Annotated in this window: 20 protein-coding genes; 14 read left to right on the plus strand and 6 right to left on the minus strand. The window is 50.5% G+C overall.

The genetic code is table 11. The features are described from left to right. The first annotated feature begins 157 nt into the window (after positions 1 to 157). Entirely contained in the window at positions 158 to 1,348 is a 1,191-nt protein-coding gene (gene carA / locus BMZ51_RS14330; RefSeq protein WP_068002598.1) for a glutamine-hydrolyzing carbamoyl-phosphate synthase small subunit, read from the plus strand. 208 nt (positions 1,349 to 1,556) lie between these two features. On the opposite strand, the gene BMZ51_RS14335 is transcribed toward carA, so the two are convergent. Next, positions 1,557 to 2,006: a MerR family transcriptional regulator gene (locus BMZ51_RS14335; protein ID WP_208979486.1), complete on the minus strand. Its 450-nt coding sequence runs from the start codon at positions 2,004 to 2,006 to the stop codon at positions 1,557 to 1,559. 1,193 nt (positions 2,007 to 3,199) lie between these two features. Here BMZ51_RS14335 and BMZ51_RS14340 point away from each other — a divergent pair. From BMZ51_RS14340 to BMZ51_RS14355, 4 genes are all read left to right on the plus strand, one after another. Beyond that, complete coding sequence (locus tag BMZ51_RS14340; protein ID WP_068002604.1) at positions 3,200 to 3,424, plus strand: helix-turn-helix domain-containing protein; 225 nt, start codon at positions 3,200 to 3,202, stop codon at positions 3,422 to 3,424. 185 nt (positions 3,425 to 3,609) lie between these two features. Beyond that, positions 3,610 to 6,972, plus strand: a complete 3,363-nt coding sequence (gene carB, locus BMZ51_RS14345) for a carbamoyl-phosphate synthase large subunit (RefSeq protein WP_068002607.1) — start codon at positions 3,610 to 3,612, stop codon at positions 6,970 to 6,972. A gap of 96 nt (positions 6,973 to 7,068) precedes the next feature. Then, positions 7,069 to 7,542: a transcription elongation factor GreA gene (greA, locus tag BMZ51_RS14350; protein WP_068002612.1), complete on the plus strand. Its 474-nt coding sequence runs from the start codon at positions 7,069 to 7,071 to the stop codon at positions 7,540 to 7,542. Between the two features lie 339 nt (positions 7,543 to 7,881). Further along, positions 7,882 to 9,222 (plus strand): globin-coupled sensor protein, encoded by a 1,341-nt coding sequence (locus BMZ51_RS14355; RefSeq protein ID WP_068002615.1) that lies wholly within the window; start codon positions 7,882 to 7,884, stop codon positions 9,220 to 9,222. Between the two features lie 87 nt (positions 9,223 to 9,309). On the opposite strand, the gene BMZ51_RS14360 is transcribed toward BMZ51_RS14355, so the two are convergent. Next, complete coding sequence (locus tag BMZ51_RS14360) at positions 9,310 to 9,792, minus strand: Lrp/AsnC family transcriptional regulator (RefSeq protein ID WP_068002618.1); 483 nt, start codon at positions 9,790 to 9,792, stop codon at positions 9,310 to 9,312. 161 nt (positions 9,793 to 9,953) lie between these two features. Here BMZ51_RS14360 and BMZ51_RS14365 point away from each other — a divergent pair, with 161 nt between their 5' ends. From BMZ51_RS14365 to BMZ51_RS14375, 3 genes are all read left to right on the plus strand, one after another. Continuing rightward, positions 9,954 to 10,913, plus strand: a complete 960-nt coding sequence (locus tag BMZ51_RS14365) for a mitochondrial fission ELM1 family protein (RefSeq protein ID WP_068002621.1) — start codon at positions 9,954 to 9,956, stop codon at positions 10,911 to 10,913. A gap of 64 nt (positions 10,914 to 10,977) precedes the next feature. Further along, positions 10,978 to 11,940 (plus strand): thioredoxin-disulfide reductase, encoded by a 963-nt coding sequence (gene trxB, locus BMZ51_RS14370; RefSeq protein ID WP_068002624.1) that lies wholly within the window; start codon positions 10,978 to 10,980, stop codon positions 11,938 to 11,940. A gap of 26 nt (positions 11,941 to 11,966) precedes the next feature. Next, complete coding sequence (locus BMZ51_RS14375) at positions 11,967 to 12,878, plus strand: LysR family transcriptional regulator (RefSeq protein WP_068002626.1); 912 nt, start codon at positions 11,967 to 11,969, stop codon at positions 12,876 to 12,878. Positions 12,879 to 14,180: 1,302 nt separating this feature from the next. Here the strand turns inward: BMZ51_RS14375 and msrP are convergent. Continuing rightward, complete coding sequence (gene msrP, locus BMZ51_RS14380) at positions 14,181 to 15,155, minus strand: protein-methionine-sulfoxide reductase catalytic subunit MsrP (RefSeq protein ID WP_068002628.1); 975 nt, start codon at positions 15,153 to 15,155, stop codon at positions 14,181 to 14,183. A gap of 317 nt (positions 15,156 to 15,472) precedes the next feature. Here msrP and BMZ51_RS14385 point away from each other — a divergent pair, with 317 nt between their 5' ends. Continuing rightward, positions 15,473 to 16,771 carry a glycosyltransferase gene (locus BMZ51_RS14385; protein ID WP_068002631.1) on the plus strand — a complete coding sequence of 433 codons (1,299 nt, stop codon included), beginning with the start codon at positions 15,473 to 15,475 and terminating at the stop codon, positions 16,769 to 16,771. 140 nt (positions 16,772 to 16,911) lie between these two features. Here BMZ51_RS14385 and BMZ51_RS14390 read toward each other — a convergent pair whose 3' ends face one another. Together BMZ51_RS14390 and BMZ51_RS14395 are read right to left on the minus strand one after the other, a co-directional pair. Further along, positions 16,912 to 18,972, minus strand: a complete 2,061-nt coding sequence (locus BMZ51_RS14390) for an elongation factor G (protein ID WP_068002633.1) — start codon at positions 18,970 to 18,972, stop codon at positions 16,912 to 16,914. A 246-nt stretch (positions 18,973 to 19,218) separates the two neighbouring features. After that, the gene (locus BMZ51_RS14395) at positions 19,219 to 19,728 is read right to left on the minus strand and encodes a DUF992 domain-containing protein (protein WP_068002637.1); all 510 of its coding nucleotides are present in this window, start codon (positions 19,726 to 19,728) and stop codon (positions 19,219 to 19,221) included. A gap of 449 nt (positions 19,729 to 20,177) precedes the next feature. Here BMZ51_RS14395 and BMZ51_RS14400 point away from each other — a divergent pair, with 449 nt between their 5' ends. Beyond that, positions 20,178 to 20,891 carry a hypothetical protein gene (locus tag BMZ51_RS14400; protein WP_068002640.1) on the plus strand — a complete coding sequence of 238 codons (714 nt, stop codon included), beginning with the start codon at positions 20,178 to 20,180 and terminating at the stop codon, positions 20,889 to 20,891. 135 nt (positions 20,892 to 21,026) lie between these two features. Here BMZ51_RS14400 and BMZ51_RS14405 read toward each other — a convergent pair whose 3' ends face one another. Beyond that, positions 21,027 to 22,226: a pyridoxal phosphate-dependent aminotransferase gene (locus BMZ51_RS14405; RefSeq protein ID WP_068002643.1), complete on the minus strand. Its 1,200-nt coding sequence runs from the start codon at positions 22,224 to 22,226 to the stop codon at positions 21,027 to 21,029. Between the two features lie 296 nt (positions 22,227 to 22,522). Here BMZ51_RS14405 and BMZ51_RS14410 point away from each other — a divergent pair, with 296 nt between their 5' ends. From BMZ51_RS14410 to BMZ51_RS14420, 4 genes are all read left to right on the plus strand, one after another. Continuing rightward, the gene (locus BMZ51_RS14410) at positions 22,523 to 22,921 is read left to right on the plus strand and encodes a GtrA family protein (RefSeq protein WP_068002646.1); all 399 of its coding nucleotides are present in this window, start codon (positions 22,523 to 22,525) and stop codon (positions 22,919 to 22,921) included. Between the two features lie 426 nt (positions 22,922 to 23,347). Continuing rightward, positions 23,348 to 23,758: a DUF3775 domain-containing protein gene (locus BMZ51_RS14415; protein WP_068002649.1), complete on the plus strand. Its 411-nt coding sequence runs from the start codon at positions 23,348 to 23,350 to the stop codon at positions 23,756 to 23,758. 168 nt (positions 23,759 to 23,926) lie between these two features. Next, positions 23,927 to 24,055, plus strand: coding sequence for a hypothetical protein (locus BMZ51_RS24625; protein ID WP_275078198.1), 129 nt, complete (start codon positions 23,927 to 23,929; stop codon positions 24,053 to 24,055). A gap of 95 nt (positions 24,056 to 24,150) precedes the next feature. Further along, positions 24,151 to 25,047, plus strand: a complete 897-nt coding sequence (locus BMZ51_RS14420; protein WP_074882114.1) for a DMT family transporter — start codon at positions 24,151 to 24,153, stop codon at positions 25,045 to 25,047. Positions 25,048 to 25,093 lie beyond the last annotated feature (46 nt).

Here is a 25,093-nt window from a genome sequence, read left to right on the forward strand (position 1 = left end):
TTCTCGCAGTATTATTTCTACACGAGTGATATTGACCAGAGAGAACCGTTCTCATATGGTCTCGGCCTTGATGCGACTGTGACGCGCCAAAGTCAAGTCCTTAGGCCGCGTTTCAGATGGACGCATATTGTCATCAACCGTATCAAGAAAGCAAGTGATGAAAGCTCAAGACGCGTGGTCTGCGCCAAAACCTACCGCCCTCCTCGTACTAGCAGATGGCACTGTCATTGAAGGACGAGGCGTTGGAGCACTTGGAAAAGCGTCCGGCGAAGTCTGCTTCAATACGGCAATGACCGGATATGAAGAGATTCTCACAGACCCTTCCTATGCAGGACAGATCATCACTTTTACCTTCCCCCATGTTGGCAATGTCGGCACCAACGAAGATGATATCGAAACTGTAGATATGGACGGGACTGCCGGTGTACGCGGTGCGATTTTGCGCACAGACATCACCACACCTTCCAACTACCGCTCCGGCAATCACTTCGATGAATGGCTGAAGGCGCGCAAGATTGTTGGTCTCTCTGGTATCGATACCCGAGCCCTCACCGCTTTGATCCGCGAAAAAGGCATGCAAAACGCCGTCATAGCGCATGATCCAAACGGTGGGTTCGATGTAGAAGCTCTTAAAGCAGAAGCTGCAGCCCTTCCGGCTCTGGAAGGCATGGATCTGGCAAAAGAGATTACAACACCAAAGACATACAACTGGAATGAAACCACCTGGGCATGGGAAAACGGCTTTGGCAAGCAAGACAAGCCAACCTACCATGTTGTGGCATTGGACTTCGGTGTAAAGAGAAACATCCTTCGTCTTCTGGCAGACGCCGGGTGCCGTGTAACAGTCGTTCCTGCAAACACCTCAGCTGAAGAAATTCTTGGTCACAAGCCAGATGGTGTTTTCCTGTCCAACGGACCGGGTGATCCAGCAGCGACTGGCGAATATGCAGTTCCGACAATCCGTGCACTTGTCGCCTCCGGCCTGCCAGTCTTCGGTATTTGTCTCGGCCACCAAATGCTCGCACTTGCTCTTGGCGGCACAACAAAGAAGATGCATCAGGGTCACCACGGCGCAAACCATCCGGTACATGACTACACAACCAACAAGGTTGAGATCACCAGCATGAACCACGGCTTTGCTGTTTCTGCAGGCACACTGCCAGACAATGTGGAAGAAACCCACGTTTCTCTGTTTGATGGCACCAACTGTGGTCTGCGGGTAAAGGATGCACCTGTCTTTTCAGTCCAGCACCACCCGGAAGCTTCTCCAGGTCCGCAGGACAGCCATTACCTGTTCGCACGCTTCATTGAGATGATTGAGAACCACAAGGCATCTGCTGCAGCTTAATCGGCGGGTAGTTTTTGAAGCGCGCTTTTGGGAAGAAAGTACGCAGATCAAAGTTCTTGGCAAAATTTAAAAGCGGGGCCTCTGGCTCCGCTTTTTTTGTTACCCATTGCACGTTGCTTTTTCGTTGCACATTGCACGTTAAAAGATGGCAACAGCAAAAAACCCGGCACCAAGGGAGCCGGGTTCTGCATCTGCTAATAAGAAGCGATTATGCAGCTTCTGTTTCCAGCATGTTGCTCAGTGCCTGAGAGACACCGCGAACTTCTGAGATTTGCTCTTGAAGCGCCTGCTCCTGCTCATGAAGCAGCTGCTCCTGTGCACCACAAATCTCCTGAAGCAATTTGAGCTGTTCGGAGCGAGGGCTGAAGCCTTCAACCAGTTTGATAATACGGCGAACTTCTGCGAGCGTCAGTCCGATCTTCTTAGCCTGCAAAATAACGCGCATACGACTTACATCGCGGCCTCGATAGAACCGGCGCGCGCCACGACGTACTGGGTTAAGAAGCCCCTTCTCCTCATAAAAGCGGAGCGTACGCAGAGTAACGCTAAACAACTCTGACATCTCAGAGATTGCAAGCAGCTGACCATCCCCATCGTCCTCACGAATTGGTCCAGCAATATCTGCAGCGACATCTAGCTTACTAGGAATACTGTTCATTTCAATTTGCCCGGTGGTTTGTATGTTAAACTCAAGAAGAGTTACAAAAGCTAATCATTTCGGCTCCCCACCCGGTGCCTCGATGAATTCCCCTAATAACTTTTGCACCCCGCCACTGTTCTACTAGTTTATGCGGTAGCATTCGGTAGCTCACTTACATCCAAGAGGCTGCCCTTATGTTCATTTGAACATTACCCTGAGCAACTTTCGGTGATAAATGAGTACCCCACTTGCAATGTCCTCAATGGAATTCATGATAAACCATCTCAGACATTTGGTAATCTACACAAGGAAATTGATAAAATATAGCCCACATTCGCATTTTTTACTTCTCAAAATCAACGTATACAATATCCAATGTCAGACTTAATACCATAAGTATTTATACTGCTAAAGTATTGCCGAAAAATATCAGCTCCGTGCATTTCAAAAACTCCAATTTATTCTACACACACCGTGAATTTCGCGAAGATATTCCTGCGTTATCTCGGCATTTATACTATAATAAATTCATTTGCATATTATCAATAATATATGAACATGACCAAGAGATAGAGAAAGTGAAAACTATGACTTTCAACTACTCAGCTTCTTCAAATCAGCTCCAATTTTAATCTTCACGATAAAAATTCAAATTTGTGGACCAAAAATACGCTCTGCACATTTTTTGAACAGGATCAGTATTTATCGCACTGCAAAACTCTTAGTTCACCTAGCGTCCACAGGGGTTGAGGGATAATTGCGCACACTCAAAGGTGGTGTCTGCAAAAAATACTCCTGAAAAAAACGTCAATTAAGACGCAATGCACAATTTCAATCCCCGAAATCTAATTGATTGAAGTCACTTCAACTTGTGCAGCCCGAGACCAAGCAGTTTGAACAGCGCCTAGTCCCCTCTCATCATCCCCAGTAAGCACGTAACACCGCTGCCTTTCATGGAACCAAACGAGTTCAGATCCACCTGTTTCTGGCCGCTGCATGTGAAAGAGGAACTACTGACAGCTCGCATCGAATCCGCCCAGTCAGAATTAGCCAGCAGAGTTTTCCTGAGTCGTAAACATGCTGCACTTCAGAAGATGCGTGGCCGGTATGTGCGGCCCTCGTTTTCTGTGATATGAAATACTACCAATACAGACTATCAATCATCCGTCTGTACAATGAGTTTTCAGTCTGGGAATCATTAGGTTAATATCATGGAACCATCTCAGTTTCGGGCCTGGCGCAAGTCGATGGGCTACAAACAAAAAGAGGCCGCAGAGCGCCTCGGCCTAAAAAAACGAATGATTCAGTATTATGAGAAGGGCGATCGAGACGGTAAACCGGTAGAGATTCCCAAATCTGTTCGCCTGGCATGCTATGCCCTGAGCAAGGGAATTTCCGATTTTGATGGCGAGAAACCACTGAAACTTGAGCTTTAGCTGAACAAACTCACCTTAAGTCTTGAGAAAAAAAACGGATTATTTCGAAAATCGTCGCGTATAGGGGTTTATCATTACTCCAATATTTCTTATAACGCGCGCTCAGCCGACATACTCCTATAGAAGGCACACCAGAGCACCATTCGGGTGCGCTGGTGCTTTAACGCGAGCATATGTGAGTCACCATGCCTAAACGCACCGACATCCAATCTATCATGATCATTGGGGCTGGACCCATCGTGATTGGTCAAGCCTGCGAGTTCGACTATTCTGGAACTCAGGCATGTAAGGCACTGCGAGATGAGGGCTACCGAATTATCTTGGTGAACTCTAATCCGGCGACCATTATGACGGACCCGGATTTGGCTGACGCAACCTACATCGAGCCAATCACAGCTGATGCCGTTGAGAAGATCATCGCGAAAGAAAAGCCCGATGCCCTGCTGCCAACTATGGGCGGCCAGACAGCACTGAACTGTGCGCTGGAGCTGGATCGTCTGGGCGTGCTGAAAAAACACAATGTTGAAATGATTGGCGCCCGCGCTGATGTGATCGACAAAGCAGAAGACCGCGAAAAGTTCCGTGCGGCCATGGACACCATTGGCCTTGAAAACCCGCGCGCTGCGATCGCCTCTTCGCCTCCGATCCTCGATGAGGCCGGCAACATCACTGGATACGACCGTGCAGCAGGCTACGCTGAAGCCATGCGCCAGATCGATACCATCGGACTGCCAGCCATCATTCGCCCAGCATTCACCCTTGGTGGCACCGGCGGCGGCGTGGCATACAACCGTGAAGAATACGAACAAATCGTACGCTCCGGTATCGATGCCTCTCCAAACGGCCAAGTGCTCGTCGATGAGAGTTTGCTCGGCTGGAAAGAATACGAGATGGAAGTGGTCCGCGATAGGGCGGATAACTGCATCATCATTTGCTCCATCGAAAACATCGACCCGATGGGCGTGCATACCGGAGACTCCATCACTGTCGCCCCTGCTCTGACGCTGACGGACAAAGAATACCAGATCATGCGCAACGCCTCGATCGCAGTTTTGCGTGAGATTGGCGTTGAAACAGGCGGATCGAACGTTCAGTTCGCGGTGAACCCGGCTGACGGCCGTCTCGTGGTGATCGAGATGAACCCACGCGTATCCCGTTCCTCTGCACTGGCGTCCAAGGCAACAGGTTTCCCAATCGCAAAGATCGCGGCAAAGCTGGCTGTCGGCTACACCCTTGATGAGTTGGAAAACGACATCACCGGTGGCGCAACCCCGGCCTCCTTTGAGCCGACAATCGATTACGTCGTCACCAAGATCCCACGTTTCGCGTTTGAAAAGTTCCCGGGCTCCGAGCCAACTCTGACAACAGCAATGAAGTCCGTTGGTGAAGTCATGGCAATTGGCCGTACCTTCAAGGAAAGCCTCCAGAAAGCCCTGCGCGGTTTGGAAACTGGCCTGACAGGTTTGGATCCAATCGAAATTGAAGGCCTTGGCCACGGCGAAGATTATACTGCTATCCGCAAAGCTCTGGCTGTTCCAACTCCAGATCGCCTGCTGAATGTCGCTCAGGCTATGCGCCTTGGCACCTCTGCAAAAGAGATCAACGAAATCTGTAAGATTGATCCGTGGTTCCTGGAGCAGATGCAGGAGATCGTGGAGATGGAAGAAAAGGTCATCGAGCACGGCCTTCCAGACAACGCGCAAGCCATGCGCATGGTCAAAGCCATGGGCTTCTCTGACAGCCGCCTGGCTGTTCTTGCAAAGACAACGCCCGATAAGGTCGCTGCTTTGCGGGCAAAACTGGACGTAAAACCGGTTTACAAGCGCATCGATACCTGTGCAGCAGAGTTCACCTCCCCAACCGCCTACATGTACTCCACTTACGAGACACCAACTCCGGGTCTTCCTTCATGTGAAGCAAACCCAAGCGAGAAACAAAAGGTTGTCATCTTGGGCGGTGGTCCAAACCGGATCGGTCAGGGTATCGAGTTCGATTACTGCTGCTGTCACGCTGCGTTTGCACTGAAAGATGCTGGCTACGAGGCCATCATGATCAACTGTAACCCGGAAACAGTATCCACCGATTACGACACCTCAGACCGCCTCTACTTTGAGTCGCTCACACCTGAAGACGTGCTGGAAATCCTCCACCTTGAAAACTCCAAGGGTACCCTCAAGGGGGTTATTGTTCAATTCGGTGGTCAAACACCTTTGAAACTGGCACAAACCCTTGTTGAAGAAGGTATCCCGATCCTCGGCACCTCTCCAGACATGATCGACCTTGCAGAAGATCGCGACCGCTTCCAGCGCCTACTCCACAGGATCGACCTGAAGCAACCTGAAAACGGCATTGCCTATTCCGTTGAGCAGGGCCGCCTGATCGCCAATGAACTCGGCATGCCACTTGTGGTGCGCCCTTCCTACGTTCTCGGTGGCCGCGCAATGCAGATCATCCGCGACGAAGAAGCACTTAACAACTACCTTCTTGGCACACTGCCAGAGCTAGTACCGCACGACGTACGCGCCAAATACCCGAACGATAAGACAGGACAGATCAACACTCTGCTGGGAACCAACCCACTTCTGTTTGACCGCTACCTTGACGGAGCGATCGAAGTGGATGTTGACGCCCTGTGTGATGGTGAAGACGTCTTTATCTGTGGCATCATGGAGCACATCGAAGAAGCTGGTATCCATTCTGGCGACAGCGCTTGTTCTCTTCCTGCCTACACGCTGGACGAAGAAACCCTTGCCAAGCTAGAGGAACAGGGACGCAAGCTCGCTCTGGAACTCAATGTTGTCGGCCTCATGAACGTACAGTTCGCCATCAAAGAGGGCGAAATCTACGTGCTTGAAGTGAACCCTCGCGCGTCAAGAACAGTACCGTTCGTTGCAAAAACCATTGGTGAGCCGATTGCCAAAATCGCTGCTCGCGTGATGGCGGGAGAAAAGCTGGCAACCTTCAACCTTCAGCCTAAGAAGCTTGATCACGTTGCCGTTAAAGAAGCTGTGTTCCCGTTTGCACGCTTCCCTGGCGTCGATACGGTCCTTGGCCCAGAGATGCGTTCTACCGGTGAAGTCATGGGTCTGGACACAGACTTCTCCTTCGCTTTTGCAAAATCCCAGCTGGGCGGCGGAACGATCATCCCACAAAGCGGCACCGTCTTCATCTCCCTCAAGGATGCTGACAAGCCAAAAATCCTTGAAGCAGCTAAGAAACTTGTGGCATCAGGATTTTCCATAATTTCCACCGACGGAACGCAAAGATACTTGGAAAACCAAGGTATCCCTTGCGCAAAGGTCAATAAGGTGCTTGAAGGGCGCCCAAATATCGTTGATGCTATCAAGAATGGTGGAGTGCAACTCGTCTTCAATACAACCGAAGGCGCACAAGCCCTCTCCGATAGTCGGCCGCTTCGTCAGGCTGCGCTTATGAATAAGGTTCCTTACTACACAACGATTGCAGGAGCCGTAGCAGCAGCTCAGGGCATTGAAGCGTTCCGAGCAAAAACGCTAGAGGTAAGGTCCCTACAATCTTACTTCTGCTAAGATAGCTTAAGATGTCCGGGTTGGGGATACTCAGCCCGGTCAGTTTTTTTTATTGTGATGGGCACACCACCACAACGTTAGAAAGGTGTACGCGCCATGGAAAAGGTACCTATGACGGCCGCAGGTTATGCGATGCTCACAAACGAGCTGAAGCAACGCACAACCGAAGAACGCCCGCGCATTATCGCAGCCATTTCCGAAGCCCGTGCTCACGGCGATCTTTCAGAGAATGCGGAATATCACGCAGCGAAGGAACAGCAGAGCCTAAACGAGGGCCGGATCAACGAACTTGAAGCTCTCCTCGGACTTGCAGACATTATCGACCTTTCAAAGTTGAGCGGCGACACTGTTAAATTCGGTGCAACTGTATCTCTCCTTGACGAAGATACAGAGGAAGAAAAGCGATACATGATCGTTGGTGATGTTGAAGCTGACGTAAAACTTGGTCGCATCTCCATCTCCTCCCCGATCGCACGCGCCCTTATCGGCAAATCCGTAGGTGACAGTGTGGAAGTTACGGCACCAGGTGGCGCACGTGGCTACGAGATTGTCGAAGTCGAATTCGTTTAAGCCACTCGTCAATCAATGATTTAAAGAACAAAGAATGCCGCCATGAGCGGCATTTTTTATGTCACCCACACAAATCGCACCCTACTCCCCCAAAAGAATAGTTTGCGTCCAAATAAGCGCGCGCCATAAATTCGGCATCTGAAAAACCCTCAGAAAATCGAAGGAATACATGCGCCTTTTTGTAAAAAGGCCCGCAGTTCCAATTACATCTTAAAGTAGCATATCACCTACAAATCGCAATCTTTAGTATACCCCAGCACGCTTTGGCCTCCACATCTACTTTCTTTTAACTATTCTAATTGCAAAGAACACACGACATATCCTTCGGAGCTTTATTGCATGACTACAGATTCTATTGCAGGTATCAAAAGCCAGCTCGATTTTTATAAGATCGACAGTCAGACCGTTTCAACGCTTTCAAATCTCTGGTCAACTGTAGAAAAGCAGCTGCCTGCTATCTTAAGTAGTTTTTACGCACATGTGCAGAGCGACCCGAAGCTGAAAGCAAAGGTTTCAGGCAAAGTTGAAAACCTGAAAGCGGCACAAGCGAACCATTGGGAGATGCTTTTTACCAGCGGCTTCGACGAGCACTATGTGGAACGTGTCGATAAAATTGGTCGTGCTCATGTATATACCGACCTTCAGCCAGATTGGTATATCGGCGGTTATTCATTCATCCTCGAAGAGCTGACAAAGATCCTGACCAGCAAAATGCGCTTTTCTCCAGCGCGGCTGGCCCGCAGCTTGGTCGCACTGCAAAAAGCTGTCTTGTTCGATATGGGACAGGCAGTGGCGGCCTACGAGCGCCATTATGAAGAAGAACGTGCAGCTCGCACAGGTCAGCTTGAATCTGCAATTGATCGCTTTGAGCAGACCATCAGCAAGCGAATGGAACTTACAGGTGACGTTGGGACGCAGGTAGAAAACTCAGCACGCACACTCCAAGAGACCTCACAGCAGAGCAAAATGGCAGCGGAGGCTGCCAGCGAGGCAGCCGACAGCACCTCTTCTGACGTGCAATCTGGCGCTGCTGCTGTTGAAGAGATGTCTGCTAACGTTTCTGAAATCGGCCTTCAGGTCAGCCGCTCAGCAGAAGCTGCGCGCACCGTTTCTGAAGATGCTGAACGCACCAATAAAACAGTCCTTGGTCTTCAAAATGCAACCAACGAGATTGGAGCCGTCACAGAGCTGATCAGCGCCATCGCCGAGCAAACAAACTTGCTGGCATTGAACGCAACCATCGAGGCAGCGCGTGCAGGGGATGCAGGCCGCGGCTTTGCAGTTGTTGCCAGTGAAGTGAAAGACCTTGCCAGCCAGACAGGTCAGGCGACCGATGAAATCGCCTCCAAAATCAACGCAATTCAGAGCGAAACCCGTCGTTGCGTTGACGAGATCTCTACAATTTCACAGCGGATCGAAGAAGTAAGTGCCACAGCAACAGCCATCGCAGAAGCTGTTGACCAGCAGTCTGCTGCAACCAACGAAATCTCACAGAGCATTCAGTCTGCCTCCCAAAATGCAAGTGGGATTTCAAGGCAACTAAACAATATTCTGGCAACGACAGAATCCTCAAAGCAAGCAGTTGCAACATCAACATCAGCTGCAACAGCGCTCAACCAGCACAGCGAGGCAATGTCCGAAGAAATCTCCCAATTCTTCTCCAATATCCGCGGTGTTTGACACTGTCACTTCCGCAGATTGCAACACAAACAAAAACGGCCTTCCTACGCGAAGGCCGTTTAAATAGTTGGGAGCGAGCTGATAAGCCTAAAAGTATTCCGGCTTATCAATTGGCACATTCGGTTCATCCTTGATACGTCGAATAGTCAACGCAGTGCGTACATGGTCTACATTCTTGGTAGATGTAACATCACGGATAATAAAATTCTGGAATGTTTCCAAGTCCCTAGCTGTACAGCGCATAATGAAGTCAACTTCACCTGACACCATGTAGCTTTCACGGACCAATGGCCACTCTTTTACCTGAGTTTCAAAAGCTACGAGATCATTCTCGGTCTGGTTATGCAAACCTACCATCACAAAGGCGGTAACTTCGTAGCCCAGCTGCTTTTCATCAAGTAAAGTGCGATACCCACGAATGAGTCCCGCTTCTTCGAGGGCTCGAACCCTGCGCAAACATGGAGGTGCAGAAATCCCTACGCGGCGTGCCAGCTCCACATTCGTGATGCGGCCGTCTCCCTGCAGCTCCTTCAAAATTTGCCAGTCGATCGAATCAAGACGCGCTTTCAAGCTCGTCTCCTTTGCTTGTCCTATTGGATTAACAGTTAACCTGCCTTACAACACTGCCTAAAACATGAAGCTAAGCAAAATGCTAGTTTATTGCTTATTTGCGACAGACTATATCAACAGATAGCATTTTGCAGACACTTCCCGAAAGATGGGGGAACAAAATGTCGCAAAACCTGTGGGTTTTAACAGATGGCAAAATCGGAGATGTAACACAATGCATTGGTGTTGCTAACGCCTTAGGCATGCCCTACGAAATTCGGATAGTTGCCCCCCGCAAGCTTTTTGCCTACGCAATGCCTTGGGGACCAATCGATCCCAAAGATGCAGCAAAAAAGCCAGAAAGCCCGCTTGCCCCCCCGTATCCCACAGTGGCGATAGCTTCGGGGCGCAGAGCGGTGCCCTACTTACGCGCACTAAAGCGACTTTCCAAGGGCAAGACCTTTACTGTTTTCCTGAAGGACCCCAAAATCAACAGTAAATTTGCTGATTTCGTATGGGCACCAGAACATGATGGCATTTCTGGCGAAAACATCCTTACAACGCTGACCTCTCCGCACCGCTTCTCAGCTCAAAAACTGCAAGATGCGCGCAAAAACCCCTTTCCGCAGATTACTGCCCTGCCAAAACAGCGGGCGGCAGTACTGATAGGCGGTAATTCACAGCACCACACATTCACCCCCGAAAATATCAACACGCTTCTTACCGCCCTTAATGAGCTGGCTCACACCCATTCTCTCATGATCACGTGTTCACGCAGAACCCCGCACGAGCTAGCAAACAAGCTGCGTGATCTGGGCAATTCGAAGGGCAACCTCTTCTGGAGTGGGCAAGGTGAAAACCCCATCATCCAGTACTTGGCAAACGCAGAAATCATTGTGGTTACAACAGACTCCACCAACATGGTGGGAGAAGCGGCAGCCACAGGCAAACCCATCTATGGCTTCCGCCCGTCTGGCACTAACCGGAAGTTTGATTTCTTTTTATCCAAAATGCAGGATTTGGGAGTACTTCATCCCTTCCCCGCAGAGCTGTCAGCGACTACTTATGAACCCATTGACGCTACACCGGATATTGCAAATGCCATATCCAAAGCGATTGAACAAAAGCATATGAACGGATAGAACCCCTCCCTAACACAGCATTGGTACTATCCAACAGCGCATGAAATTTTGAGGTTCTGAAGAAATGACTGTTAAGCACACCAAACTCTTGATCGTAGGATCCGGCCCTGCTGGCTATACCGCCGCTATTTACGGTGCGCGTGCAATGCTAGAACCGCTCCTGGTCACAGGTGTGCAGACAGGTGGCCAGCTAACCATCACCACTGATGTTGAGAACTACCCAGGTTTCGCCGATCCTATTCAGGGCCCTTGGCTCGTGGAAGAAATGCGCAAGCAGGCAGAAAACGTGGGAACCAAGATCGACTATGATACGATTTTGGAAGCTGACCTGTCCAAGCGCCCATTCGAACTGAAGGGCGACAGCGGCACAATTTACACCGCAGATTCGCTCGTGATCGCGACCGGTGCCCAAGCAAAATGGCTTGGCCTTCCTTCCGAAGAAAAGTATCAGGCCGGTGGCGTCTCCGCATGTGCAACGTGTGACGGTTTCTTCTACCGTGGCAAAGAAGTGTTCGTCATTGGCGGCGGCAACACAGCTGTTGAAGAAGCACTCTACCTTGCCAACCTTGCAAGCAAAGTAACCCTTGTTCATCGCCGCGACACCCTGCGCTCTGAAAAGATTCTTCAAGAACGCCTGTTCAAGAACGAAAAGATCGACGTAATCTGGGACAGTCAGGTTGAAGAAATCCTTGGCACCGAAAGTCCTGCCGTTGTAACTGGCATCCGTCTGAAGAACCGGAAGACAGGTGAAACCTCCGAACACGCAACAGACGGTGTGTTCATTGCAATTGGTCACGCACCAGCAGTTGACCTTGTAAAAGATCAAGTGAAAATGAAGCCATCCGGTTACATCTGGACAGAAGCTGATTCAACGCAGACTTCTATTGAAGGTGTATATGCAGCAGGCGACGTAACTGATGAGCAGTACCGTCAGGCTGTTACCGCAGCAGGAATGGGCTGCATGGCTGCACTGGAAGCAGAACGCTACCTGGCAGCTAATGAAACAACGGCTGAAGCAGCAGAATAAAAACCGGGAAGATTGGGGTAAAGCAAATGCCGGGACGCTCTTTAGATTGGGATAAGCTGCGAATTTTCCATGCAGCAGTACAGGCAGGCAGCTTTACCCACGCTGGTGAGGCCCTCAACATGAGCCAGTCGGCTGTCAGTCGGCAGGTCAGCGCCCTTGAAGCAGAGTTGGGTGTCCCCCTCTTCCATCGGCACGCACGCGGGTTAATTCCCACAGAACAGGGCGAGCTTCTCTACAGAACCGCCCGTGAAGTTCTGTTGAAGCTGGAAACAGTCCAGTCGCGTCTGACCGACACGAAAGAAAAGCCGAGTGGCACGTTGCGCGTGACCACGACTGTGGGCCTTGGCTCCACTTGGCTTACAGCTCGCGTCAACGAATTTGTAGACCTGTATCCAGACATGCGCCTGGATATCATCTGTAAGGATGATGAGCTCGACCTTGGAATGCGTGAAGCAGATGTAGCAATCCGCCTGCGCCAACCAACACAGCCCGACCTGATACAGCGCAAACTCTTTACAGTGCACTTCCACGTGTATGCGTCACCCAAATACATCGAGCGCTATGGAAGCCCAAGCACTATTGATGACCTGGACCATCATCGCCTCATCACCATTGGCGAAAGCATGGCTTCCTATCTAAGGGCGATGAACTGGCTTGCCACAGCTGGTTTGCCGAATGGAGAACGGCGCGACGTTTCATTGCGCGTTAATAACCTGTCAGGCATCAAGAAAGCAGTCCAGACCGGCGTCGGCATTGCCATTTTGCCAGACTATATGGTTGAATCAGGTGCAGGTATCAAACGCGTCATGTCGGTGACACAAGAAGAGCTGCCCAGCTTTGACACCTACTTTGCCTATCCGTCAGAGCTTAAGAATACAGCCCGTGTAACAGCCTTCCGGGACTTCCTTGTTTCCTACGCTGAACGTTGGACGCACTAATATCAGCAAGGACTGATTTGGTCGGAACACTGCTGCGCCGAAACACTTAGAGTTTTGCACCGCAAAATATCAGAGACTTATGCTCCTTTACACGCGCTCTCGACCCCGTTGAGAGCGAGTTTTCCGCGTCCCACCCCAAATTGACAAGATCTTACGCAGAGTTATCTTTCCGATAATTGTCAAATCCAGCAATGAAACTCCGAAACGCCTCGGCTATCGCACAAATGCATAGCTGCAATGCAAAAAATGAGGATTGCTGTTTTGGCATTGCACTGCATATATACAGTAACTGTTGATCAGTTGCAGTCACACCTCTCCTCCCAGTGACTTCAACACTCAGTCAACTGTTCCCCTCTGGAAGGTTATTGCACCCATTAGGTGCTTTATCATTCATCACTTTTAAACCGGACCGCTTGGTCCGGTTTTTTTTTGGCCTCACACCTGATGTGACCCAGCGTCTCCCTGACATAACCAGCTTTTATCTTCGAAGAAACACGATGCGTTCACGCTATCAGAAACGCAGAATTTTGAGCTTATTCAACGACTTCGAAGCAACTCGTAAGATGTTGGCACGACATCACATCAGGACGGTCCAACACAGCGAAATCTTGCTGCACATAATAAAACGGGGAAAGCCCAAATTTTCAGCAAACGCAAATTGAGACGGTGACAACCCCACCTCCAAGAATGCGGATTCATCAGGCTATTGTTTCCAGTAGGCATGAGAAAACCCATCAGAATTGACGTATTTCCAAAACCCCAAAATCAGCAGTTCCTGCAAAATAGACTAAAATTAACTACAAATATCATGGGTAATTCTTCAAATAATCATTTTTGACCATCATCAATCAACGAAATTACAAAGCCCTCTCGGTCGTTTACTTATCGAATCATAAACATTGTCAGATATCCGAGGTATTGGATGTGAATGACCTGAGAAAAGCGATCTGCACACTCATTGTCTGCGCACTTTTCGCAATTTATGGCGAAATATCTCACGCCGTAAATCAAGCTGACGATGCAGAACATTTAGGGATGCAAATCACGCTGCACATTCCAGCCAAATAGGCGTGGCCGTTTCCCTCTTCAGCTTTTGACGAGGAAAGGTCGGTGATCGGTTTTCCACAGTGGATTGAAGGTTATCCCGCCTGTTCAACACTGCCTAAATCTACAGTCATTGAATTCAGCTAAGCATTCTTGAGGGTTTCACAAGTCCCTGCCCGCATCGGCCCCAAGGGGTCCCTCGTGTCGTACACACGAAGATGCCCCCTCAGCAGGCCTCACAGGCCTGGAGATGAGCGGTTACCTGAATAGGTTCTGACCATCCATGTTGGTGTAAAGCTGCGCTACTTGCGCCCCATAACCGTTATAAAGCTGTGTTGGAACGCGTTCATTGGTTCCAAGCAAGCGCTCGGTGGCCTGAGACCAACGCGGATGCGGCACCTCCGGGTTCACATTCGCCCAGAACCCGTATTCACTTGCACCAATCTTTTCCCAAAATCCAACAGGGCGCTGATCCGTGAAGGTGATCTTCACAATGGATTTGATGGACTTAAAGCCATATTTCCACGGCAGCACAAGGCGAATGGGTGCGCCGTATTGCTTCAGCAATGGCTTGCCGTAGATCCCTGTTGCAACGAAGGCCAGGTCATTCATCGCCTCAGCCATGCTCACGCCTTCAACATATGGCCATGGATACCAGAACTGCTTCTGTCCACTGGCAACATCAGGATCTTCAAAGGTTTCAAAACGAACGTATTTGGCACCATTCTTCGGTCCGGCATACTTCACCAGTTCAGAAAGCGGAAATCCGGTCCATGGCACAGCCATCGCCCAAGCTTCCACACAGCGGTGACGGTACAACCGTTCCTGAAGCGACATCTTCTTGATCAAATCGTCAAAATCAATGGTCTGGGGGTTATCCACCATCCCATCAATGGTGATCGCCCACGGGCGGATCTTCAAAGCCTGAGCAGCACGGGAAATACGTTTGTGGGATCCAAACTCATAGAAATTGTTGTAAACAGAGGTCACACTTTCCGGCGTAATTGCTCGCTTAAGAGTAAAGGCCTCGTTGCGTTTGGCTGGATAAAGGCCAAGTGTTGGGTCCGGCCCATCCTGCGCAAAGGCATTGCCCATCAAAGCCGGGCCACCAGCAGCCAGTCCCAGACCAACGGCACCTAGCCCTTTCATAAACCTGCGCCGGTTGAAGAATACACCTTCAGGTGTCGCCTCTCTTTCCGGTATAATCCATTCAGGCCTATGAATAACGTTCATTCTGTCATCTCCCAGCAGGCTAAGAACCCAGTGTATCCTTCGATCTTGCCCCTGAGTTAACTGAGAATATCCATAAACTGCAAGTAAACCCCGCGTGATACATCTCGTGATCTGCCCCCTAAAATGGAGCAGCATTAGGGATGAAAGGCTGACACCTAGGATCACATCGCAACCAATAGGATGCAACATCAAGACACTAGATTGAGCAACGAGCGCTATTTTGTGCGCACCAACTCAACGCAAAGGTCACAGGCACAGGCACAGGCACAGTTCAATTAGGTCTGGAGCATCAGCGCGATTAACCTATAATTGCAGGCATGTCGCAATATGCAAAAATTCTCATCTTTACCTACGGCTCACGCGGAGACGTCGAACCATTCATCGCTCTGGCATGCGGGCTCGCGGCGCGTGGCCATGAAGTTACAATCAGCACCGCGGCCAAGTATGGTGATTGGATCAAGGAATTTAACCTGGCATTCCAGCCTCTGTCCAACGACACGATTGACTTGATCGACACGCCAGACGGCAAAGCAGCGATCGAAGGCTCATCTGGATTCTTTAAGCGAATTGCAGCAGGCGCTCGGCTGGCGCGCAAGTCCGGGCCTTTGAACAGCGCGCTCAACATTGATGCATGGCATGCAGCACAAGCCGTCACGCCCGACCTAATTGTTTACCACCCCAAAATGATAGCTGCGCCTCATATCGCAGAGGCACTCAAACTGCCGGCAGTGATGGGGCTATTGCAGCCAATGATCGTGCCAACAAGCGAATTCCCAGCAGCGGGGCTACCGAACTTACCTCTCCCCGGTTACAACAGGCTGGGATACGAGCTCATAAAACTCTCATACTCGGGCTTTCGTAAGTCCACCAATCACTTTCGCACGCAAACGCTTAAACTTGCCCCAATTCAGCGCCGCAGCGAGGTCCTTTTTCCCCCAACTCTAACTCCAATAAAAACCCTACACGCGATCAGCCCATGGGTAACTCCACAGCCAAAAGACTGGCCAAATACTGCGATAATGAGCGGTTACTGGAGCTTGAAGTCTGACGAAAGCTATAAGCCACCTGCAAATCTAACCCGCTTCCTGCAGGCTGGGCCGGCGCCCGTTTACATCGGCTTTGGCAGCATGACAGTAGCCAACCCACAAGCGTTGCAAGCCACGGTCGTACAGGCACTGCAAAAAGCTAAGGTTCGAGGGGTCATCTCTGCTGGTTGGGCAGGTTTCCAAACAGTCGACTCCGACAATATCCTGACAATTAAAGATGTCCCACATGAGTGGCTGTTCCCCAAAATGGCAGCAGTGGTCCATCACGGAGGCATGGGAACCACGGCGCAGGGGTTTCGTGCCGGAGTCCCTTGCGTTCTTTGTCCATTTTTCGGAGATCAACCCTTCTGGGCTCAAAAGAGCGTTGCTCTTGGCGTCGGCGCGACGCCAGTGCCGCGCAAAGCATTGACGGCTGAGCGACTGGCAAACTCAATTCAAGTTGCTGTCACCGATCCATTGCTGAAACAAAATGCACACACGCTTGCCCAACACTTAAAAAACGAAGATGGAGTGGGCGTTGCGGTTACTCAAATTGAAAACGAAGTTGCCCGTGTCAACAAACCTCGCTGAGCCTGCTCTATTCGAAGACCGTTGAAACGGCGGGCTTTTCTAGCCTCACACCAGCACACGTCCCTACCCAAAAACGTTGTACCAACAAAGAAGAACCCGGAGCGTTGCCCCGGGTTCTTTTTCTGTCTCACAGTGAACGTTTAGGCAAGTACGGTTGCACTCTCAATCACCTTGTCTGCGGCCTTGCCGGAAAGTTCGGCGAGATGGTCGAAGTTTCGAGAGAACGTCGCCACACCAGCTGTTGCAGAACGCAGCTCCACAATAAGGTCACTCAGCTCGCTCTCTGGGATCATCGCTTCCACTTCATCCCAGCCATCCCAATCTGCACGCGCATCAAATCCTAGAATTTGACCACGGCGACCAGAAACAATGGCGTTGATCCGCGCTGTCGTTTCTGACGGACAAGCAACCACGACCTTGTCGACTGGTTCTAGTAAAACCGGTTTACACTCCTTCAATCCATCTTTCATTGCAAGAATACCAGCCATACGGAAAGCCTGATCAGAGCTGTCGACAGCATGATATGAACCGTCCTTGAGCGTCACCCCCACATCCACCACGGGGAAGCCCAACGGTCCCTTTTCAAGCGCTTCCTTCACACCTTCACGAACGGATGGAATGTACTGCTTGGGCACGACACCACCGGTGATCGTATCATTGAAGCTATGGCCCTCTCCGCGCGGCACTGGTTGAATCGAAAGCACCACGTCACCAAACTGACCATGACCACCACTTTGCTTTTTGTGGCGACCACGCAGCTCGGTGGAGCCACGAATAGTTTCCTTATAAGGGATGCGAGGCTCAAAGCTGTTAACCGCAAGGCCGTAACGCCCCGTCAACCTTTCAAGAGCCACACGCAAGTGCATTTCTCCCTGCCCATCAAGAACGGTCTCACCAGTGCTTTGCACCTGCGTAACCGTGAGTGACGGGTCCTCATCTACCAACTTAGCAAGAGCTGTAGAAAGCCGGACCTCATCCTTACGCTCCGTTGCCGAAATCCCCTTGGAAAGAACAGGGTCCGGGCTGGAAGGCACGAACAATAACTTGGGTGGCTTGGCTCCGACACACAATGTCATGCCGGTTTCAATGCCATCCAGTTTACCAAGCGCCACAAGGTCTCCGGCAACAGCTTCAGTAACCTTCTTGGGCTGCAAGCCCTGCATCTGCGCAAGTCCAGAGGGACGGTACTCTTGCCCCTGACTATCATAGAGCAGCGCACCTTCCTTCAGCGAACCACCAAACAAGCGGGCTACCGAGAGCTTGCCGCCATGCGATGTCTGATAGGTCTTCAGCACCTGAACCACTGCGTCGGTTTCCTTCAAACCAAGCCGTTTTCGCGTATCAACAATATCGGGTGCATCGTGGCGCAAGCATTTAAGCAAGCGGCGGATACCATTTCCTTTAATCGCACTTCCAATAAACACAGGGCAGATTTCGCCGCGCCGCATTTCCTGCACCAGGTCACCGAAAATAATGTCGTTTTCAGGCGCCTCGTCCTCAAGCAGCTGCTCCATCAAAACATCATCATGGTCAGCCAGCATTTCCATCATCGCATAGCGAGCTTCTACCTCTCGGGCACGCTCATCATCTGGAACTTCGATGGTTTTGCTTGGTTTCCCTTCCTGATAGACAAAGGCTCGCTCCAGCGCCAGGTCGATATAACCTGTCGCAGTGCCATTCTCCCAGATCGGAATCTGACGCAGCACCATTGGAACGCTCGAGGCTGGCTGCAATGCCTGAAGCATCGCCCGCACACTACCGGTAGCCTTATCAATTTTGTTGAGGAAGAGAACATGCGGAATATTTCGCTGTTCCAAAGCTTTGAGAATAAGTTGAAGAGCTGCTGTCTTCTTTTCATCAGGCTCTGCAACAACAACAGCAATGTCGACCCCATTTAAGGCGCTGTTGCCTTCATGCAGAAATTCTACGGATCCTGGGCAGTCAATAAATGTAAAGTTCTCGCCTTTATAGGTGCAGGTCGCGATATTCGCTTCAACGCTCATTGCGTGGTCGCGCGCTTCGTCACTGCTATCACCCAGTGAGCTTTTGGCGTCTACACTCCCCTGTCGCCCAATAGCCCCCGTTCGCGCTAAAAGAGCTTCCAGCAATGTGGTCTTGCCACTTGCGAAAGGCCCAATAATGGCAACCGAACGAGGGCTGCTAACCCTGCCTCCGGCAACTCCGACATGCTTGTCTCCCATGATCCATACTCCCTGTTTGGGTTTGGGAAGCAGGCACGGGCGTTTGCGCCGCGGGCGGCGCAAAATCACACGCGCCTTCCAGATAAATACTTGAATCCGGATAAGTATGGTCGCGCGGAACCACTGTGATATGCAAGCACCAAAATACGAGCGGACTGAGACGTGACAGTCCGCCGCACAATATGAACCGGTGCAACTTATAAGCATCAGCGGGTTAGGATTCACGACCCCCCTAACATTTAAGGGTCACCGCTGCACAAGCGTTAGTCCGGTCACGCCGGCCGTTAGGTTCACACCAGTTTGCCCCTGAAGGCTGAATGGCTGCAACGCAATGGACTTGTTAAGGCCCCCGATCAACGCGTTGGCCTGCACACCGGCACCCAGCGCGATGCCAGCAGATACGCCGGCATATGTGCCTGACAGTGAGCCTAGTTTTAAGTCCACAGCTGGAGCGAAAACGCCCCAGACCAACGTGCCTGAGGTCACTGGCCCAATATCAATCCCATAACTCTTGATCGTGCCCGTATAAGCTTCGACACGTTTGCCATTTGTTGATTTGAACAGACAGCCCAGTTTGTGAGTGGAGCCGACAACAAAGTTTGTACCTTCCCCCAATTCACACCTAAGCGTTCCAATTTCGAGTTTTGGCCGATCACTTTGAGTTTCCGTCGCCGTCGCTTTAGACGTATCGGCGCTGAAGGCAGAACTGCTGAAACAAAGTACAGCAACAGCTGCAAAAGCAAGGCACGTTTTCATTGTTGTTCTCCAATGCTCTGACAGTCATGTCTTTAAGCAATGGGAGACCAAACCACGCAGACTGTCAAAGCTTTGCTCGGATCAAAGTGAACACCCGGCTTCTTTCACTTGTCATTTTTACCGATTAGTAGCCCGAGGAAATTGCATTTCAGATTTTCACCATATCCGTTCAAGTAGGCACTTCGAACAGCCCCTTCACACCGAGTAATTAACCCTAAGCCTTTATTAATATATTCGACTCTTGATTTAAAAATGCTTTTAAATTGAGATGGATAGCTCAATACAACCATCAGGCGTAAAGCCATTAAAATTTACCTAAAGGTTAGAAACCCTTTATTAACCATAGATATTAAGCCTAATTATTTGTCCCATTTCGGGACATTTCAAAACAATGTTTTAAATAAAACGCGAAAGGGTCCACTCAGAAAAATAAGTACGGAGAATCAGCGATGCGCTCCAAATATAAGACACTCTTGTTTAGCGTAACCGGTGCAGTAGCCATTGCCGCTCTTCCAGCGATCACGCAAGCAGCCTCTGTTAACACCCGCATTACCACTGCTTTCGGCGCTCTCGAAGGTAAGATGCTGGGGCTATTGGGCGGCACAGCCGCTTTCGGGCAAGGTCCGGGCTTTGCGTCTCAATTTGATGTGGCCATGGGCGGAACCAGAGACTACGGTTTCTATGCTGGCACTGGCCGCATGGGTTTCCGCACGCAGGACTTTAACTACTTCGGTATCGTAGGGTCTGCAGCACAAATCAACGGCAGCGCGGGCTCTGTTGGCTACCTTGGTGCTGAAGCACAAATGAACTTTGAAAACCTGTCCGTTGACGGTCTGATCGGCGTTCAGATGATTGACGATACAGGTTCTGTCATGGGCGGGGCAACGGCCTCTTACTTCGCCAGTGAAAACGCACGTTTTTACGCGGGCTACCGCTATCTGCGCGACAGTCATATCTATGCAATGGGTATGGAGTTCAAGCCTGACAGCGACGTCGCCAACGGCATGACAATGTTTGCAGACTTGCGCTCAGAGAAACTTGAAAACGCCTCCATCATGGCAGGCGTGCGCTTCTCCTTTGCTGATGCCCAAACGTTGGTTGAAGAAAGTCGCAGCACTTTCGTCAACAACAGCTACATTCTGGACGCCCTCCTCCCAGATTAAGCAGTTGACCCTTCCATGAAGTTTTTCAAACTTCGGGCAGGAATGCATATAAAAAAGGCGCTGCAACATGCAGCGCCTTTTTTGCATTTAATGCAAGATGCCAGAAAAGCTCCTGACACCAATGCTTTAAACTGATTATCGCAGGTTTCCGCAGAAACGCTGAATACGGGTACAAGCCTCGAGCAGAGCCTCGTTTGAAGTCGCGTAAGAAACGCGGAAGTTTGGACCAAGGCCAAACGCAGAACCCGGCACAACTGCAACACCTTCGGTTTCCAAAAGCTCGCCTGCAAAGTCCAGATCTGTCTCAATCACCTTGCCCGACGGCGCTGTCTTACCAATGGCACCAGCACAGGATGGGAACACGTAAAACGCTCCCTCTGGAAGCGGACACTCAAGCCCAGAGGCCTGATTGAGCATGGAAACAACCAGATCACGCCGGTCCTGGAAGACCTTATTGTTCACTGGAATAAAGTCCTGTGTCCCGTTCAGGGCTTCAACAGCTGCTGCCTGAGAAATGGAGCATGGGTTGGACGTGGACTGAGACTGGATTTTAGCCATCGCTTTGATCAGGTGAGCCGGGCCACCAGCATAACCAATACGCCAGCCTGTCATGGAGTAAGCTTTGGAAACACCATTCACAGTCAGCGTACGCTCATAAAGCGCTGGCTCAATCTGTGCAGGAGTGGTGAACTCAAAGTCATCATAGATAAGGTGCTCATACATGTCGTCAGACATGATCCACACATGCGGATGCTTCAACAAGACGTCAGTCAAAGCCTTCAGCTCGTCACGCGTGTAACCAGCACCTGAAGGGTTTGAAGGCGAGTTGAAAATCAGCCACTTCGTTTTAGGCGTGATCGCAGCTTCCAGCGCTTCCGGCGTAATCTTGAAGGTCTTCTTATCCGCATCGATCGTGACAGGCTCACCGCCAGCCAGCAGAACCATATCCGGGTATGAAACCCAGTAAGGTGTTGGAATCAGGACTTCATCACCTGGATTGATCGTCGCAACAAGCGCATTGTACAGCACCTGTTTGCCGCCAGTACCAACGGTAATCTGGCTTACGTCATACTTCAAACCATTGTCGCGCAGAAACTTAGCACTGATTGCCTGCTTCAGCTCTGGCGTACCATCAACAGCAGTATATTTGGTTTTGCCACTGTTAATCGCTGCGATTGCAGCTTCTTTGATGTTGTCTGGTGTATCGAAATCCGGCTCACCAGCCCCAAGTCCAATTACATCACGGCCTGCTGCCTTGAGTTCACGGGCCTTGTTGGTCACTGCGATTGTTGCAGAAGGTTTTACACGTGAAAGTGCGTCTGCGATAAAGCCCATACTGCCCTCCATGGAAACACTGCGGAATGCGCAAAATTTAGCGGGTGGACCCTAAGCTTCTCCCCATTGAATGGCAAGGGTAAACACAGTTTTTAGCCTGCTTATATTTCGTCGGAGTCTGCAGAATATTTCAAATATTACTCCCCAAAAAATGTTAGATGCGCAAACAGGAGTACTTGTGACGTAAGGTCTCTTGTTTTCCCCGCCGTTTCCCGCTAATCACCCAAGCAACTTTTGATCAGCTCAAATCCAGGCAAAACCTTTGGGCAACTTCATTCAGGCACCCCATCACAATCATGAATTACGTCATTCGCCGCCTTCTGAATAACCAGTTCATCCGTTTCGGATTAGTCGGCGTTTCTGGCCTGTTCGTAGACCTGCTCGCGCTTGCCGTCCTTATACAAATTGTTGGTCTGGACCCATTTATTGGGCGCGTCTTGTCCATCTGGGTTGCGATGACAAACAATTGGGTCTGGAACAGGCTCTTTACCTTCAAGTCTGAGGGAAGCCGACTCAGTGAATACCTGCGCTTTGTCGCCGTGAACAGCGTCGGCGCTGTCATCAACTACAGCACCTACAGTGCGCTCATAGGCTTTTTGGATGGTTTCTCCGCCTATCTGGCAGTGATCCTGGCAACTCTGGTCTCGATGATTTTCAATTTCGTGCTCTCGAAAGTCTACGCCTTCAAGGCATGAGCCTCTGCGGCATAAGTAAGTTGTGCTGACAGAGCACAATTTCCCTGTCAGCACCGAGCACTCAGGTCCGCCAGCACCATAAATTCTCTAGGAAGTCATTATTGGTTTTCCATTGAATCAAATGCTACTCGCAGATGCGGCGCACAAACAACCCCTGCCGCTGCGGTATGTACTGTTTTTTTTAACCATAAAGAACTAACAGGGCACCATAAGTAGCCTTACTTAGGGAAAATTCTAATACCCGTCTAACGGCCGTTTAACCAATTTCCCGTTTCTTTTCTGGCCCTTAAACCACCTATAACCCATCCGTCCGCCATACTCTCTCAGAAGCATCAAGGAATGCAGGCAGATGTGCCCTAACTTCCACTTGCAGAACAAATCAGATCAGGAGTAACGTTCTATTACAGCAAAAAGCGGGGACGGAAGATGGCCGTAGAATTAGCACTATCAGCAGAAACTGTTCGCATGATTGTTCAAAAATCACGCGCCGTCTCAGAAAGTCTGCCAGACACGTATGAAGACGGCCATGAAGGTGACCTCTCTTTTGACTCCGACAAGTTGGAAAACGCGCACCAACATGATGGACTTGCAGAAGAAGAGCATGACGACTTCTCCGCCGCCGAGCTCAAAGAAATCATCGACGACCTCAACGTGGACGAAGCAACAGAGCTGGTTGCCATCACATGGATCGGGCGTGGAGATTTCGAACGGGCCGACTTTCATGTAGCCTTGTCCGAAGCGCGAGAACGTGCAACCTCACCCGTTGCATCATACCTGCTGGGATTACCTCTTTTGCCAGACTACCTGGAAGCTGGGCTTGAGGCACTGAACCTATAAAAAAATATGGGTCCTAGCAGTTTTACAATTGAGTGATATGCTCACGAACAACCTGTGGTATCTCGACCACACTAAAATCCAGTAATATATATCTGCTTCACTTGATCTTATCCGCGTTATTCGACCCCTAGTCAGGGAAACAACTGACGGGTGTCACAGGGGGACACAATGAGAACTTCGTCAGGCGAATACCACCGCAAAGAACACGCAGACCATGTCCAGTCACCATGGCCTGTTGCAGCCACCGTCATTGCAATCTTCGCGGCCATATTGCTCATGGTCAGCTTTGTTTTTTGACATTGCTTGGAAGCTCAAAAACACGTTGAGACAAATTCAACGAATCCGCTGACAGCCCGCTTGCAGACCACATATGCTTGAAGTACAGCAGTGGGATGACTAGGGCATCTGCAAACATTCTACTTCTCATGGCCGGCTTCATATGGGGCATGGCATTTGTAACGCAATCGACTGCAATGGAGAGCCTTGGCCCCTTGCAGTTTACGGGCCTGCGCTTTTTGCTGGCCGCAATCGTCGTTTTCCCCTTTGCACTGCGAGAGCGACGCATTCACTCAACGAAAAAGATCCAAAAGGCCCACTGGCCTATGATCTTGATTGTGTGCGTTTGCTTTACAATCGGCACAGTGCTTCAGCAACTGGGCATCCTGATCACCTCCGTCACCAACGCAGGCTTTCTCACCGCGGTCTACGTTATCCTGACGCCAATGCTGGTGAGGGTTTTCTTTAAGGGACAACCTCACTTTCTGGTCTGGCCTGCAAGCCTGCTAACTCTGGCAGGCATCTACATGCTTGGCGGCGGTTTAACCGCACTCAACATGGGCGACGCACTCATGTTGATCTGCGCCGTTTTCTGGTCGTTTCAGGTAATTTACATGGGCAAAGCAGCGATAAGCTCAGGCCGACCCATAACAATTGCAGCCATGCAGTTCACCTTTATCGGTGTCACCACCGTAATCATCTCGTTCTTTTACGAAACCTACACGTTGCAGGCCATTCAGGATGCATGGTTTGAAATCTTCTTCGCAGGCGCCCTTTCCGGAGGTGTCGCCTTTACGATTCAAGCCTTCGCGCAACAATGGACCGCGCCGTCAGACGCCGCCATCATGTTGTCTTCTGAAGCGCTGTTTGCTGCGCTGGCAGCTGCATTCTTCCTTGGAGAGAGGCTTTCTGGAACAGGCCTGCTGGGCTGTATGCTGATCTTCGCAAGCATCCTTCTTGTGGAAGTGGGGCCTCATTTTATCAACGCATGGCGAAAAAAAGTTCCCCAGTAACGAAACAGCACCCCGAAAACACAAAAAAGGCAGCTCTTAAGCTGCC

Origin of the sequence: Pseudovibrio axinellae (genome assembly GCF_900110875.1) — a bacterium.
Lineage (GTDB): Bacteria > Pseudomonadota > Alphaproteobacteria > Rhizobiales > Stappiaceae > Pseudovibrio > Pseudovibrio axinellae.